This window comes from Bradyrhizobium sp., assembly GCF_019244115.1.
In the GTDB taxonomy this organism is placed as follows: Bacteria; Pseudomonadota; Alphaproteobacteria; order Rhizobiales; family Xanthobacteraceae; genus Bradyrhizobium.
In genome coordinates this window covers 1-15,347 of sequence record NZ_JAFATE010000446.1, presented here as the reverse complement: position 1 = coordinate 15,347, position 15,347 = coordinate 1, and the positions used below count along the sequence as shown (strand labels likewise).

Annotated in this window: 15 protein-coding genes; 12 read left to right on the top strand and 3 right to left on the bottom strand. The window is 65.3% G+C overall.

The features are described 5' to 3' along the window. Positions 1-1,396: prolyl oligopeptidase family serine peptidase (locus JOZ76_RS19660; protein ID WP_291700998.1), on the top strand; the 1,396-nt coding region annotated here is incomplete at its 5' end. Positions 1,397-1,457: 61 nt separating this feature from the next. On the opposite strand, the gene JOZ76_RS19655 is transcribed toward JOZ76_RS19660, so the two are convergent. Further along, on the bottom strand, positions 1,458-2,132 hold the full coding sequence (locus JOZ76_RS19655) for a DUF938 domain-containing protein (protein WP_291700997.1): 675 nt from the start codon (positions 2,130-2,132) through the stop codon (positions 1,458-1,460). A gap of 34 nt (positions 2,133-2,166) precedes the next feature. Continuing rightward, complete coding sequence (locus tag JOZ76_RS19650) at positions 2,167-2,460, bottom strand: ArsR/SmtB family transcription factor (protein ID WP_291701001.1); 294 nt, start codon at positions 2,458-2,460, stop codon at positions 2,167-2,169. A 734-nt stretch (positions 2,461-3,194) separates the two neighbouring features. On the opposite strand from JOZ76_RS19650, the gene soxX reads away from it, so the two are divergent. The 9 genes from soxX (at position 3,195) to JOZ76_RS19605 (ending at position 11,893) form a co-directional block, all read left to right on the top strand. Next, positions 3,195-3,524, top strand: a complete 330-nt coding sequence (gene soxX / locus JOZ76_RS19645; protein ID WP_441300061.1) for a sulfur oxidation c-type cytochrome SoxX — start codon at positions 3,195-3,197, stop codon at positions 3,522-3,524. A 28-nt stretch (positions 3,525-3,552) separates the two neighbouring features. After that, on the top strand, positions 3,553-4,038 hold the full coding sequence (gene soxY, locus JOZ76_RS19640) for a thiosulfate oxidation carrier protein SoxY (protein WP_291700996.1): 486 nt from the start codon (positions 3,553-3,555) through the stop codon (positions 4,036-4,038). A 38-nt stretch (positions 4,039-4,076) separates the two neighbouring features. Then, complete coding sequence (soxZ, locus tag JOZ76_RS19635; protein WP_291700995.1) at positions 4,077-4,388, top strand: thiosulfate oxidation carrier complex protein SoxZ; 312 nt, start codon at positions 4,077-4,079, stop codon at positions 4,386-4,388. 19 nt (positions 4,389-4,407) lie between these two features. Next, complete coding sequence (gene soxA, locus JOZ76_RS19630) at positions 4,408-5,274, top strand: sulfur oxidation c-type cytochrome SoxA (protein ID WP_291700993.1); 867 nt, start codon at positions 4,408-4,410, stop codon at positions 5,272-5,274. Then, a complete protein-coding gene (locus tag JOZ76_RS19625) occupies positions 5,271-5,585 on the top strand; it encodes a hypothetical protein (RefSeq protein ID WP_291700991.1) in 315 nt (104 codons plus the stop codon). Before soxA ends, JOZ76_RS19625 begins: the two co-directional genes overlap by 4 nt. Positions 5,586-5,611: 26 nt before the next feature. Beyond that, positions 5,612-7,351, top strand: a complete 1,740-nt coding sequence (soxB, locus tag JOZ76_RS19620; protein WP_291700989.1) for a thiosulfohydrolase SoxB — start codon at positions 5,612-5,614, stop codon at positions 7,349-7,351. A gap of 144 nt (positions 7,352-7,495) precedes the next feature. Continuing rightward, positions 7,496-8,536: an MBL fold metallo-hydrolase gene (locus JOZ76_RS19615; protein WP_291700987.1), complete on the top strand. Its 1,041-nt coding sequence runs from the start codon at positions 7,496-7,498 to the stop codon at positions 8,534-8,536. A 317-nt stretch (positions 8,537-8,853) separates the two neighbouring features. Continuing rightward, positions 8,854-10,077, top strand: a complete 1,224-nt coding sequence (locus JOZ76_RS19610; RefSeq protein ID WP_291700985.1) for an MFS transporter — start codon at positions 8,854-8,856, stop codon at positions 10,075-10,077. Between the two features lie 97 nt (positions 10,078-10,174). Then, complete coding sequence (locus tag JOZ76_RS19605) at positions 10,175-11,893, top strand: N-acyl-D-amino-acid deacylase family protein (RefSeq protein WP_291700982.1); 1,719 nt, start codon at positions 10,175-10,177, stop codon at positions 11,891-11,893. 110 nt (positions 11,894-12,003) lie between these two features. On the opposite strand, the gene JOZ76_RS19600 is transcribed toward JOZ76_RS19605, so the two are convergent. After that, positions 12,004-13,317 (bottom strand): MFS transporter, encoded by a 1,314-nt coding sequence (locus tag JOZ76_RS19600; protein WP_291700980.1) that lies wholly within the window; start codon positions 13,315-13,317, stop codon positions 12,004-12,006. A 154-nt stretch (positions 13,318-13,471) separates the two neighbouring features. Here JOZ76_RS19600 and JOZ76_RS19595 point away from each other — a divergent pair, with 154 nt between their 5' ends. Together JOZ76_RS19595 and JOZ76_RS19590 are read left to right on the top strand one after the other, a co-directional pair. Continuing rightward, entirely contained in the window at positions 13,472-14,146 is a 675-nt protein-coding gene (locus JOZ76_RS19595) for an ABC transporter ATP-binding protein (RefSeq protein WP_291700978.1), read from the top strand. Next, a partial coding sequence (locus JOZ76_RS19590; RefSeq protein WP_291700976.1) for an FtsX-like permease family protein occupies positions 14,143-15,347 on the top strand: 1,205 nt, incomplete at its 3' end. The genes JOZ76_RS19595 and JOZ76_RS19590, both read left to right, overlap by 4 nt.

Genomic DNA, 15,347 nt, shown 5'->3' with positions numbered 1-15,347 from the left:
CGGTGGCGGCCAGGTCGACGACACCGGCGCAAGCCAGCGGGTCTGGTTCGTCGATCAGCGTGACTTCTTCAATTTCGAAATCTGGCTCGGTGATGAAACGGGCGCAAGGACCAGGCTCGACCTGCCGAGCGACATCTGGATGCTGGTGCACGCAGACTGGATGGCGGTCAAGCCGCGCTCGCCATGGACCGTCGGCGGACGCAGCTATCCGCCTGACACGCTGCTCGGCATCTCGCTGTCAGCCTTCCTCGACGGTGACCGCAATTTCACGACGCTGTTCGAACCGGGACTGCGCCGTGCGCTGCAGGGATATTTCTGGACGGCAGGCAGGCTCGTGCTGTCGATCCTCGACGAGCTGAAGCCGGTGTTCGAAATCTGCACGCCAGCGGATGGCTGGGCCCGCGAACGCCTCGCCGGCCTGCCCGACATCGGTGTCGTCGACGTCGGGCGGTTCGACCCCCATGATACCCAAAGCAATGGCGACCTGCTCGCCAACGTGCAGGATCCGCTGACCCCGCCGTCGCTGCTGCTGATCGAGCCGGCAAAAGCCCCGGTCGTGCTGAAGCGCGCGCCGCGCACCTTCTCTCCGGACGGGCTGGTGGTGACGCAGCACGAGGCCATCTCGATCGATGGCGAGCGGATTCCCTATGTGCAGACCGGCCCCGCGAGCGAGAGCGGCGATGCGCCGGTCTACATGACCGCCTATGGCGGTTTTGGGCATGCCGTAAAACCCTATTACAGTTCCGCGCTCGGAAAACTCTGGCTCGAGCGCGGCGGCACCGTCGTGCAGGCCAATATCCGCGGCGGCGGCGAGTTCGGCACGCGCTGGCACGATGCCGGACGCAACGCCGGCAAGCGGCTCGCGCATGACGATTTTGCCGCTGTCGCCGCCGATCTGGTCCGCCGCGGCGTCACGCGGCCGCAGCGCATCGCGGCCGAAGGCGGCTCGAATGGCGGCATTCTCATCACCAACATGCTGACCCGTTATGGCGACCGCTTCGGCGCGCTGTTCTGCACCATTCCGCTGATCGACATGCGCCGCTACACAAAGCTGCTCGCCGGCGCGAGCTGGGTCGCCGAATACGGCGATCCGGACAAGCCGGAGGAATGGGCGTGGCTGCAGACCTACTCCGCCTATCACGCGGCGAGGCCCGGCCAGCATTATCCGCCGATCCTGATCGCCACCACCCGGCGCGACGATCGCGTCCATCCCGGTCACGCGCGCAAGATGGCGGCGAAGCTGCAGGCGATGGGGTACGAGGCCTATTTCTACGAACCGGCCGCCGGCGGCCATGGTTATGGCAAGGACAACAAGGAGCGCGCCGCCTTCGTCGCGCTCGGCCTGACGTTCCTGCGAACAAAGATCGGGTGGGGGGATGAAGCTGCTGTCGGTTGAGATTCTCTAGCCGCGACGGCAGTGCCGCTCCCTTCCCCCGCTTGCGGGAGACGGAGCGCAGTTATTGTCGTTCGAAGACCAGAACAAGATTGTTCGCAGGCATGTCCACCACCTTACGCAGCTTCAGGCCGGCACCGGCCGCCAGCGTTTCGAGATCGGCGATGTCGCGGATGCCCCATTCGGCGTTGGCTGCGCGGAGACTCGAATCGAAAATCGCGTTGGACGGCGCGGTGTGGCTGCCCTCGCGCTTGAACGGGCCATAGAGCACCAATCGTCCGTCCGGGCGTAAATAGCGCGAACTGCCGGAAAACAGCCCCTCCGCCACGCGCCACGGCGCGATGTGGACGACATTGGCGCAGAACACCGCAAGCAGCGGGCCGGGACCCTCAGTGCCGCCCATCTCGGGACACCAGGCCGGATCGGTGAGATCGATGCGCAAGGGAGCGCGGACATTGTCGCGCCGGGCATGGGACCGCCACGCCTTGATGCTCGCCAGATGCGCTTCGTTGAGATCGCTCGGCCACCAGACGATGTCGGGATTTTGCCGCGCAAAATACACTACGTGCTGGCCGGTGCCGCTGCCGGCCTCCAGCACCTCGCCGGATCCATCACCAAGAACTTTTTCGAGCACCGCCCAGATCGGCTGGTGGTTGCGATGGAACGCCGCCGCGTCGAGCCGGCCGTCGGTTTCCACGGGACGGCCGTCCTTGCCGAACTCGGCAACATACCCTGCCATAGCCTCTCCTGTGCCAACTCGGCGGCCTCGAATGTCACTTCCAGTCGTTGCCGTACAGGTCCTTGAGCACGTGCAACATGCGCATCGCACGCCGGTCGGCGACGCGATAGTGCAGCGTCTGCGACGTCCGCCGGAAATCGACCAGGCGATCGACCCTGAGCTTCGCCAGATGCTGCGACAGCGCCGACTGGCTCAGTTTCACGGCATGGACCAGCTCCCCGACGGTCATTTCGCCGCGGTCGGCCAGAAAGCAGAGAATCAGGAGACGCTTCTCGTTGCCGAGCAGTTTTAGGAGCTGAGCGGCATCATCAGCCTGCTTGGCCAGCATCCGCAGCGAGTTGGCCTCGCCGGTCCGATGCCCGATGGGTGTCTTTCTCACCTTCGTTGCGACAGCGGTCATGGAATGCTCTCTTTTCAAAGTCCGTGATCCCTCAGGGCACCGTTGCACGGACTTCGACGGAGCAAAGGGCCTTAAATAAGAAATGACTAATGTAGCGAACTTGCAGGAAATCGCACAACGATAATCGGCATGTGCGAACAGTCCAAAAACGAAGCACGATAACGCCAAGCACGAATCCGGCGCAGAACGCCTGTGGTATCGAAGGCTGACGCGTTGCGCAATCGTGCTCAACGTTGCACGCGGCGCACGTGGCGCATGAGCTGTGTCAATCAGAGACTGCGCGCCCCTGCGCTAGGCATCAAAATACCGAACCGACCTCCTCCCTCGCGCCCGCGCTGCCGGCCGCCATCCGCCGCGCGCCCGGCAGTCCCCGGAACCGATCATGCTCATGATCGGCTCAAGGCACGCCTCCGATGCGCTGCTCTCAAGGGATTAACCCCGCGTGACGGCTCTCTTTCCGCACCGATTGCCAGCGGATGACGTTTATGCTTTGACCGCCTATATTGTGACCGTCATGACACCGTCCGCGTAACCGACTGAATGGCTTGCCGAACTTGAAATGCCAAGTCACGGGAATTTCATCCGGGTGGCGGCATCCGGTGCAACCGAAGATCAGCCTTAAAGGTCCGCCCGTGAGCGTCGCCCCCCTGAGCACATCCGTTATGCGCGCCGCGGCCGTCGCGTTCGCCATGCTGACCGCCGGGCCGGCCGCCGCCCAATCGGGTCCAGCCGACGGCCAAAAGCTCGCGTTCGACCGTGGCAAGGGTAACTGCCTGACTTGCCACGAGATCACGGGCGGCGACCTGCCCGGGACGATCGGACCAAAACTCGAGAACATCAAAAGCAAATATCCCGATCGGGGCGATCTCGTCGCGATCCTGACCGATGAGACCAGGCGCAATCCGCAAACCGTCATGCCGCCGTTCGGGCGCAACCGCATTCTGACCGAGCAGGAAATCAACGCGATCGTTGATTTCCTGCAGACCTTGTGACACGCACCGGCCCTGGAGCCTCCCCCAAATGGCCCCCCTCGACTTTTCTCCTCTCCGCCGCCTGATCCTGAAGGGGGCCGGCCTCGCCGCGCTGACCGGCCTCGGCCAGATCGGCCTTGGGCTGCCTGCGGCCCAAGCTGCCAGCGACAAATATCCGGAAGACGCCTTCAAGCAGAAGAGCGATGCGGACGCGATCAAGGCGCTCTACGGCCGCAGCGCCGACGCCTCCGAGCAGATCAAGCTCGACGCGCCGGAGATCGCCGAGAACGGCGGCGTGGTGCCGATCGCGGTCATAACGACGCTTCCGGGCGTCACCTCGATCTCGTTCCTGGTCAGCGAGAATCCGAATGCGCTGGCCGCCTCCTATGTGATCCCGGAGGGCACGGTGCCGAGCGTCGCCAACCGGCTGAAAATGGCAAAGACCTCCAACGTGATCGCCATCGTGGAGGCGAACGGAAAGCTCTACAGCGCGACCAGGGAAGTCAAGGTCACGGTCGGCGGCTGCGGCGGCTGAGTTCATAGTCGAAGGGAATTTTGGCGAAGGGAATTGTAATGGCTTCAACGATCCGCGTGCGCGCCATCAACAGCGGCGACATCACCGAGGTGCAGGCGCTGATTCAGCACCCGATGGATTCCGGCTACGTCAAGGACGCGCAGGGCCAGACCATCCCCGCACACTTCATCCAGCAGCTGACCTTCGAATATGACGGCAAGGCGGTTTTCGTCGCCGATTGGGGCCCGGCGGTCTCGAAGGACCCCTATGTCAAGTTCGCCTTCAAGGGCGCCAAGAAGGGCGATGATTTGAAGGTGAGTTGGGTCGACAACAAGGGCGCAAGCGACGCCACCACGGCGAAGATCCAGTAATCGAGCGGACCGGCATCCCATGAGAGCGTGCGCGTTGTTCTCCTCCGTCCTGACTGCGCTGGGTTTCGCGGTCTTCGTCGCGACGGCGCTGCCGCCCGCGCGAGCCGCTGACGCGCCGGATCCGGCCGCCGACGCCAAGGCGTTCCGCGATTATTTCGTGAAAAAATTCCCGAAAGTGAAGCTCGACGATTTCGTCAACGGTCCCTATTCGATGAATGAGGACATGCGCAAGCAGTGGGAGGAGAAGGAGCAGTTTCCGCCTTACGAATTCGCGCTCGAGGCCGGCAAGGAGATGTTTGCGACGCCGTTCAAGAACGGCAAGAGCTACGCCGATTGTTTTGCAAATGGCGGCATCGGCGTCCGCCAGAACTATCCCATGTTCGACGAGAAGGAAGGCAAGGTCGTCACGCTGGAGCTCGCCCTGAACCGCTGCCGCGAGGCCAATGGCGAAAAGCCCTACTCCTATGTCAAGGACGAGATGGCCTCGCTGACCGCCTATATGGCGTTCACCTCACGCGGCAAGCCCTTCGACATCAAGATCCCCGCCGATCCCCGCGCGCTCGAAGCCTATCAGGAGGGCAAGCGTTATTTCTATACTCGGCGCGGCCAGCTCAATTTCTCCTGCGCGACCTGCCATGTGCAGAGCCCGGGCGAGCGCATCCGCGCCGAGACGCTGGCGCCAGCCCTCGGCATTTTGAACGCGATGCCGATCTATCGCTCCGAGTGGAGCGGCATGGGCACGATCAGCCGGCGCTTCACCACCTGCAACAGCCAGATCCGCGGGGTGCCGCTGGAGCCGCAGTCGGACGAATACCGCAATCTCGAATATTATCTGTCCTACGTCAGCAACGGGCTGCCAATCTCCGGCCCGGGAGCGCGGCCATGAGCAGGACCATTGGCGCCATCGCGCTTGCTGCGGTCCTGCTCCCGGCGACGTTGATTCCGGCGCGCGCGGCTTCCGATGCTGATTTCAAGACGGCCTATGCCGCGGCCGACGCCGCGGAGAAACAGGCAGGCGCCTTGCGCAATCAATGGACCACGACGGAAGCCGCGCTTGCGGCGGCGCGGAAGGCGGCGGAGGCCGGCGATTTCGACCAGGCCGTTGCGCAGGCCAGGGAAGCCGACGCGCTCGCGAAAGCCTCGATCTTCCAGGCGACCAGCGAGAAAGAGGCCTGGAAGGCGCTCGAGATCAAGTGAAGCCGTTTCGAGGACCTGGTAGCGCAATGCCCATCCACCGGCGAGACGTTCTGAGATTTGCCGGTGCGGCGGCCTTTTCAGGTAGCTTGCCGCGTCTTGCCCGCGGCGTGGACAATGCAAGCGTCTACGACCTGCCGCGCTTCGGCAACGGCCGCATTCTGCATCTCACCGACACCCATGCCCAGTTGACGCCGGTGTTCGTTCGCGAGCCCAGCGTCAATATCGGTATCGGCTCAATGCAGGGCCAGCCGCCGCATCTGGTCGGACGCGCCTTTCTCGAACGTTTTGGCATCTCGGACGACAGCGCCGACGCCTACGCCTTTACCAGCCTCGCATTCGAGAAATCCGCGGCTCGCTTCGGCAGGCTCGGCGGCTTTGCGCATCTGAAGACGCTGGTGGACCGGCTCCGCAGCGACGCCGGCACCGAACGAACGCTGCTCGTCGACGGCGGCGATCTCTGGCAGGGCAGCGGCCTCGCCAATTCCCTGCAGGGCGCCGACATGGTCGAGGCGTCCAACCTGCTCGGCGTCGAGGCCATGACCGGGCACTGGGAATTCACCTATGGCGAGGACGCGCTGCGCAAGAACCTGGAAGCCTTCAAGGGCGAATTTCTGGCGCAGAACGTGTTTCTCACCGAGGAGGCCGCGTTCAATGACGCCAAGGCGCTCGACCCCGCGAGCCGGCGCGTGTTCAAGCCCGCGCTGATCAAGGAGCTCGGCGACTACCGTGTCGGCGTGATCGGGCAGGCCTTTCCTTACGTGCCGATCGCGCATCCCCGGCGTTTTACGCCGGACTGGACCTTTGGCATTCGCGAGGAGGAATTGCAGCAGCTGGTCAGCAAGCTGCGCGAGATCGACAAGGTGGATGCGGTGGTTCTGCTGTCTCACAACGGCATGGACGTCGATCTCAAGCTCGCCAGTCGCGTTGCCGGGATCGACGTTATTCTCGGCGGACACACCCATGACGCCATCCCGCAACCGATCGCGGTAAAAAATGCAAGCGGTGTCACGCTCGTCACCAATGCCGGCTCGAACGGAAAATTTCTCGGCGTGCTCGATCTCGACATCGCCAAGGGCAAGGTCAAGGACGTGCGCTACCGGCTAATGCCGGTCTATTCGGAACTGTTGAAGCCGGATGGCGCCATGCAGGCGCTGATCGAACGGCTGCATCTGGCGCATTCAAAATCGTGGGACGACAAGGTCACGACCGCCGACCGCCTGCTGTACCGCCGCGGCAACTTCTCCGGTCCGATGGACCTGTTGATCTGCGACGCGCTGAGAACCGAGTTCGATGCGGAGATCGCGCTGTCGCCGGGATTCCGCTGGGGCGTGACGGCGCTGCCGGGCCAGGCGCTGACCATGGAAGACCTGTTTGCAGAAACCGCGATCTCCTATGCCGAGACTTATGTGCAGACCATGACGGGCAGCCAGATCAAGGACGTGCTCGAGGACGTCTGCGACAATCTGTTCAATCCTGATCCCTACTACCAGCAGGGCGGCGACATGGTGCGGCTCGGCGGGCTGTCCTATGCCTGCGCGCCGGCGGAAAGCGCCGGCAGACGCATTTCCGAGCTCACGCTCGACGGCGGCCGGCCGCTCGAGGCCGGCAAGAGCTACAAGGTGGCCGGCTGGGCGTCGGTCAACCCGCACACGGGCCTGCCGGTGTGGGACATCCTGGCGCGACATTTGCGCGCAGGCAAATCCATCTCGTCCCGCGGCGTGGTGACGCTGAGAGGGGTCGACGGCAATCCCGGCCTCGCAGAATAATGCACTGCGAAAATACTCCCACGCAGGAGGACAATTCCACCACTCGGCCTGCGCAGGCAAAAATATTCTCTCGATGGTCGAAAACGGCTATACTCCCGCCCCGTCCCGACAACACCGGGACGGCATCGTCAGGCGGAGCCGTCCATGATCTTTCGCCAACTGTTCGACAGCGTATCGGGGACCTACAGCTACATTCTGGCGAGCCGCGCCGGCGGCGAGGCCCTGATCATCGACCCCGTGCTGGAGAAGGTCGATCGCTATTGCCAGCTGCTGCGCGAGCTCGACCTCAAGCTGGTCAAGGCGGTCGACACGCATCTGCATGCCGACCATGTCACCGGTCTCGGCGAGCTGCGCGACCGCACCCACTGCATCACCATCATGGGCGAGCAGAGCAAGGCCGACGTGGTGGCGATGCGGCTCGCCGATGGCGACAAGGTGACGATCGAGGGCCTCTGCCTGGACGCGATCTACACGCCCGGTCACACGGACGATTCCTACAGCTACGCGATGGGGGACCGGGTGTTTACCGGCGATACGCTTTTGATCCGCGGCACCGGGCGCACCGATTTCCAGAACGGCGACGCCCGGGCGCAATATGATTCGATCTTCAACCGGCTGCTCAAACTGCCCGAGGAGACGCTGGTGTTTCCGGCCCACGACTACAAGGGCGACACGGTCTCCACCATCGGCGAGGAGAAGCGCCATAATCCGCGCCTGCAGGTGCGCTCGGCTGACGACTATGTCGCGCTGATGAACAATCTAAAGCTGCCCAACCCGAAGATGATGGATGTCGCGGTGCCGGCCAACATGCATGTCGGCCTGCACCAGGACGCGCTGGAGAAGCAGGGCCTGTCGCTCGGCGCGCGCGAGGCGATCGCGAGCCTGCACCGGCCGGACATCCTGCTCGTCGACCTGCGCGAGGCGGGCGAGCGATTGAAGCACGGCACGCTGGAAGGCGCGCTGCACGCGCCCTATCCCTCGATCGAGGAGAGCCTTAAGGCGGGCGGTATGCTGCGCGAGGTCGCGGCGGCGACGGGACGGCGCATCGTGTTCTTCTGCGCCTATGGCGAGCGCTCCGCGATGGCGGTGACCGTTGCCAAGGATGCAGGGCTCGCCAATGCGGCGCACATCGCCGGCGGCATCGATGCCTGGAAGAAGGCCGGCGGCCCGGTGCTGCGCGGGTAGGCTAGTGCGGTAAGCTTCGACCGGAGCCGCATCCTCCCTCCTCTTGCGGGGGAGGGTTGAGGAGGGGGGTCCACAACGGCGGTCCTTCATTGGGGTATCCCCACCCCCGACCCCTCCCGCAAGGAGGAGGGGAGCGAGAGAGCGGTCGCGGGTACGTTCGACTCAACCAATTGCCATCGCGTGCTCGCCTCATCGCCAGGGTCGTCCCGCTCAGCCCCGCCCTGCCATGCAGCGGCATTCATGGACAAATAACCGCCTGCACCGATATTTTTCCTGCGCTGCCGATGTGGCAGCAGTTGAGGGACCTTCGAGACGCAATGGCCGATATTCTTGCCGCACCGCAACAAGCCGAACGTCCGGGCAAGGCCCAAGGCAAGATTGATCATGCGATGCGCACGCTCGGCCTGATTTCGGTCGCGCACTGGGTCAGCCATTTCCATTTGCTCGTGCTGCCGATGCTGTTTCCGTTTCTGAAACAGCAGCTCGGCGTCGGCTATGTCGAGCTCGGCCTTGCGCTGACCGTGTTCGCCGTCGTCTCCGGGCTGACGCAGGCGCCGATCGGCTATCTCGTCGATCATATCGGCGCGCGCAAGATCCTTCTGCTCGGCCTGACCGTCGGTGGCTGCGCACTGATCCTGCTCGGCCTGCATTTGACCTATACCAGCCTGATCGCCTGCGCGGTGCTGCTCGGGCTCGCCAACAGCGTCTATCACCCGGCCGATTACGCGATCCTGTCGGCGCACATGGACGAGGCCCGCATGGGCCGCGCCTTCTCGATCCACACTTTTGCCGGCTATTTTGGCGGCGCGGTTGCCCCCGCTGTTGTCGCCATGCTGGTGACGCTGGTCGGAGGCTTTGGCGCGCTGATCGCCGCCGGTGCCGTCGGCCCCGCGACCGCGCTGCTGCTGATCGCGGGCCACGTACCCGAGGCCGGCACTGCGAAGCATCGCGATGCCGGCGGGGCGGCGAAACCGAGCATCATCACGCCGGCGCTGGTCGTGCTGACCGTGTTCTTCATGCTGCTCAGCCTCTCCAATGCCGGGATCAGCAATTTCGGCGTGGTCGCGCTGATGAGCGGCTATGCCACCTCCTTCCCGACCGCCAACCTTGCGCTGACCGCCTTTCTCGGTGCCAGCGCCGCGGGTGTGCTGGCCGGCGGCTTCCTCGCCGACCGCACCACGCGGCATGGCCAAGTGGCCGCGATCTGCTTTGCCGTGAATGCCGCAATCGTGCTCGCGATTGCGGCATTTGCGCTGCCGGACGCCGTGCTGATCGCGGCGATGACGGCGGCCGGATTCCTCGGCGGCGTGATCGCACCCTCGCGCGACATGCTGGTACGGCGGGCCGCCCCGCCGGGCGCGGCCGGGCGCGCTTTTGGCATCGTCTCAACCGGCTTCAATCTCGGCGGCATCATCAGCCCGCTGCTGTTCGGCTGGATCATGGACCAGAGCGCGCCGCATTGGGTGTTCGGCCTCTCGGCCGTGTTCATGGTGCTGACGGTGCTGCTCGCGCCGATCACCGAGCGCCGCACGAAGGACTGAGCGCTGGCGCATTGCTGAGCCTCACATCCCGCCAGTTGACAGCATCCGGCCGCACCCGAAGGATGCCATCAACAAACAACGACCGGGATGAAGCGCCATGACGGACCATCCAGACCTCGTGATCCGTGGCGGCACGATTGCCGATGGCAGCGGCGGCGATCTGTTCGAGGCCGATGTCGCGATCAGGGACGGCCGCATCACCGCGATCGGCAAGGTCGCCGCCAAAGGCCGCGACGAAATCGACGCCAGGGGCAGACTGGTTGCACCGGGTTTCGTCGACGTCCACACCCACTATGACGGCCAGGTCACCTGGAGCCAGGACATCACGCCGTCCTCGCAGAATGGCGTGACCACCGCGATCATGGGCAATTGCGGCGTCGGCTTCGCACCATGCCGGGTGAGCGATCACCAGCGGCTGATCCAGCTGATGGAGGGCGTCGAGGACATTCCCGAGCCGGTGTTGTCGGCCGGCATTCCCTGGCAATGGGAGAGCTTTCCGGATTACATGGACTGGCTCGGCAAGCGCACCTTCGACATCGACATCGGCGCGCAATTGCCGCACGCGGCGCTTCGCGTCTATGTGATGGGCGAGCGCGGCGCGCGGCGCGATCCGTCGACGGCCGACGACAACGCGGCCATGGCGCGGCTCGCCGGCGAAGCGGTGCGCGCGGGCGCGCTCGGCTTCTCGACCTCGCGCACGCTGAATCACCGCACCTCGAGCGGCGACTACACGCCGACGCTGAAGGCCGGCGAGGATGAGCTGGCCGCGATTGCCGGCGCGATGCAACGCTCGGGGCGCAGCGTGCTGCAATTCGTGCTCGATCTCTCGACGCTCGATGAAGATCTGCCGATGATGCTGCGGATCGCGGAGACGACGCGATGCCCGATCACGTTCTCGGTCACCCAGAACGATCGCGCGCCAAAACGCTGGCGCCAGACGCTCGACACCATCAACGCGGCCGCCGCCCGGGGGCTGTCGATCACGGCGCAAATTGCGGCGCGGCCCGTGGGACTTCTGCTCGGGCTCGAACTGTCGCGCAATTCGTTCCAGACCCATCCGAGCTACAGGGCCATCGCGCATCTGCCGCTGGCGGAGCGATTGGCGCGGCTGCGCCAGGCGGAGGTGCGCGCCGCGATCCTTTCGGAAGCGCCGAGCGCGACCGACGATCCGCTGTTCTTCCGACCGAACTACGACAAGATGTATCTGCTCGGCGATCCCCCCGACTACGAACAGCCGCCGGAGCAGGCGCTCGGCGCGCGGGCCCGCCGCGAGCGGCGGCGGCCGGAGGATCTGGCCTATGACGCGATGCTCTCGGACGAGGGCCGCGGCATGCTCTATGTGCCGTTCCTCAATTATGCCGACGGCAATCTCGACGCCACGCGCGAAATGCTTTGCGATCCGCGCGCGGTGCCCGGGCTTTCCGACGGCGGCGCGCATTGCGGCATCATCTGCGATGCGAGCTTTCCGACCTATCTGCTGACACACTGGACGCGCGACCGCTCGCGTGGCGAAAAACTCACGATCCCCTTCGTGGTCGCGGCGCAGTCGCGCAAGACGGCGCTGTCGGTCGGCCTCACCGACCGCGGGCTGATCGCGCCGGGCTACAAGGCCGACATCAACGTCATCGACTATGACCACCTGCACCTGCACCCGCCAAAAGTGCATTACGACCTGCCGGTCGGCGGCCGGCGGCTGTTGCAGCAGGTCGACGGCTATGAGGCGACGATCGTCTCAGGGCTGGTGACGCAGCGCAACGGCCGCGCCACCGGCGCGCGCCCGGGCCGGCTCGTGCGCGGCGCGCAGGTCTCGAATTGAGTTAAGTCTTGTAGGGTGGGCAAAGGCGCGCTTGCGCCGTGCCCACCGGCACTGCACGAGTATGCCGTTAGATGGTGGGCTCGCTTCGCTTAGCCCGCCCTACACGCTCCCTACTCCGCCGGTCGCCCCAGAAGCTCGGGCGGAGCTGCACGATCGGCAGTCAGCCGCGCGCGCTCGGTGTTCGGCCACAGCAGCAGCAGGCCGAGCACGCCAGACGCAACCATCGTCGCTGCGTTGATGGTGTAGCCGGTGAGATAGCCGTCAAGCATGGACGCCGAATGCTGGATGACGCTGCCCATCACGTAGGGCGCGATGATTCCAGCAAGCGTATAGATCGCGCCATAGATCGCGAGGATCGCACCGCGTTGCGACACTGGCGTGAACTCGCTGAGCATCGGCCCGCACACGACATAGATCGAGCCGGTCAGGCCGCCACCGACCACCAGCAGCGCGACGCGCAAGCCGGCGCCCTCGACATGGGCCAGCATCGCCGTGATTGCACCACCAACAATGAGCGGGGTCGCGCCAACAACGCCACGCGCGACACGTGTCGAGACGCCGCGCGCCATCAAGGCCTGCGACACCCAGCCGGTGATGAGGACGACGCAAGCGCCAAAGATCCAGGGCAGGATCGAGATCCAGCCGGCCTCGCTTTGCGAGAAGCCAAGCCCCTTGACGATGAAGGGCGTGAACCAGGTCAGCCCGAGCGATAGCGCCCAATAGGCACCAAAGCTCGCGGCACAGCAGCCGATGAAGGTGCGCGACGTCAGGAGCTGAAAATACGGCACCCGCGTCTCGGCCGCCGTGGACGTCGCGAGCCCCACCAGCGGTCCTTCCTTCCCCAGCATCAGCCACGCGACGGACCACAGCAGCCCGATCACGCCGAGCGCGCCAAAGGCGTGATGCCAGCTATAGTTCACGACGACCCAGTTCAGTGTCGGCACCGCGACGATCACCCCGAATGCCGATCCCTGCGTCAGGATCGCAGTCGGCATGGTCCGCTTTTCGTCGGGGAACCATTTGTACACCGCATGCGTGGCGACCGCGCCGGCAGGGCCTTCGCCGGCGCCGAGGATGATGCGACAGATCAGGAGCGTGGTCAGTCCGACACTGCCGATCATCGGGAACTGCGCGAGCGACCAGATCACCGCAAGCACGAGCAGCACCCAGCGCGTCGCCACGCGGTTGACCACGAAGCCGACCACGATGGCGGAGATGGAAAACAGGAAGAAGAACGACGATCCGAGCAGGCCGAATTGTTCCGGCTCGAGCTTCAGGTCAGTCATGATCGGCACGCCGGCAAGGCCGACCACGATCTTGTCGGCGAAATTGACCAGCATGAACAGGAATAGCAGAAACGTGATCTTCCAGGCGCCCTTCGGCGGCGCGTTCGGCGTCTCCCTGGACGTCTGATGCGCGATCATGATTTCCTTCCCTGTAATGTCTTAGGCCCGCTCGGCCGACTTTGTTGGCCAGCCTTGCGAGGCCGGGTGATCATGCTACCTGCCGGCCATCGCGCAATGCAATGGGCTTTTGCCACGTGATCTTACGGGCTCGTGCTGATAAAAGATGGGCGCAATGACGGCAATTCAAACGTGCGTGCTTCGCGTCCGCGATCTGACCAAGACCTATCGCTCGGCCGGCGAGCAAATCAGCGTGTTACGCGGCGTCAATCTGGACGTCGCCGCGGGCGAGCGCGTCGCGCTGTCCGGGGAGTCCGGCAGCGGCAAGAGCACACTGCTGCACCTGATCGCCGGGCTCGATGCGGCCGATTCCGGCGAGATCAAGCTCGGTGACGATATCATCAACAAGCTGCCCGACGCAGGTCGTGCGGCGCTGCGGCGTGACCGGCTCGGCCTCGTGTTTCAGCAGTTCAACCTGATCCCGAGCCTGACTGTCGCGGACAATCTGGCCTTTCAGTCCCGCATCGCCGGCCGGCATGATGCGACATGGCAGGCCGAACTCGCCGAGCGGCTTGGTCTCGCCGGCCTCCTGGCGCGCTACCCGGAACAGCTTTCCGGCGGCCAGCAGCAGCGCGTCGCGATCGGCCGCGCGCTCGCGATCAAGCCGAGATTCCTGCTCGCGGACGAGCCGACCGGCAATCTCGACGAGGCGACGGCCGACGACGTCATCGCGCTGACCAACGACCTCGTCGCGCGAAGCGGCTGCGGCTTCCTGATGGTCACGCACAGCGCCCGCCTCGCTGCGATGCTCGACCGCCGGGTTACGCTTCACGCGGGATTGATCGCATGACGCGCCTGGCCTGGATTCTCGCGGTGCTGCTGAGCCACTGGCGGCGACATCCGATGCAGCTCGCAACGCTCTTGATCGGACTGATGTCGGCGACCGCGCTGTGGAGCGGCGTGCAGGCGTTGAACCAGCAGGCCCGCGTCGCCTATGACCGCGCGGCTGCCGTGTTCGGCGGCGCACGCACCGCCACGCTGGTGACGCCGGGCGGCGGGACGTTTTCGCAAAAGCTGTTCGTCGATTTGCGCCGCGCTGGCTGGCCGGTGTCGCCGGTGCTCGAAGGCCGTATCCAGGTCGAGGGGCATTCGCTGCGGCTGCTCGGGATCGACCCGGTCACGCTGCCGGCCGAGGTCGGCGATGCGCCGACGATCGCCCGCGCCGACGCCGAGGCCTTCATCGCGCCGCCGGGCCAGACGCTGATCGCGCCGGACACGCTGCATGATCTCGCGCTCGCTGAAGGCGCCACGCCGGAAACATCAAACGGCACCGTGCTGCCGCCGTTGCATCTGCAGCCGCAACTCGTGCCCGACGTGCTCATTGTGGATATCGGGCGGGCGCAGGAGATTTTGAACCGGCCCGGCGAGGTGTCCCGCCTTCTGGTCGGCAAGGCCCGCGGCCCGCGCGCTGCGCTCGAGAGCGTGGTCGGCGACAGGCTCAGTCTGGTCGAGCCCGACGCGGAGACCGATCTCGAACGGCTCACCGACAGTTTTCACCTGAACCTCACCGCGTTCGGCCTTCTGTCGTTCCTGGTCGGCCTGTTCATCGTCAACTCGGCGATTGGGCTGGCGTTCGAGCAGCGGCGGCCGAGCTTGCGGACGCTGCGCGCCTGCGGCGTCTCCGCGCGTGCATTGAACGCGGTCATGGTGGTCGAACTGGTGTCGCTGGCCGTGATCGCGGGCCTGCTCGGGATGATCTGCGGCTATGTCATCGCGGCCATCCTGCTGCCCGACGTCGCAGCCTCCCTGCGCGGGCTCTATGGCGCGCCGGTGCCCGGCCAACTTACGCTCAGGGGGGAATGGTGGATCGCGGGCCTTGCCATGAGCGTTGCCGGCGCGCTGGCGGCCGCGGCGACCAGCCTCGTCAAGGCGATCCGCCTGCCGCTGCTCGCCACCGCGCAGCCGCGCGCCTGGCAGGAAGCCCAGCAGCGCACCCTTCTGGTGCAGGCTGCGATCGCGGCCGCCACGTTCGCGGTGGCCGGATGGCTGCT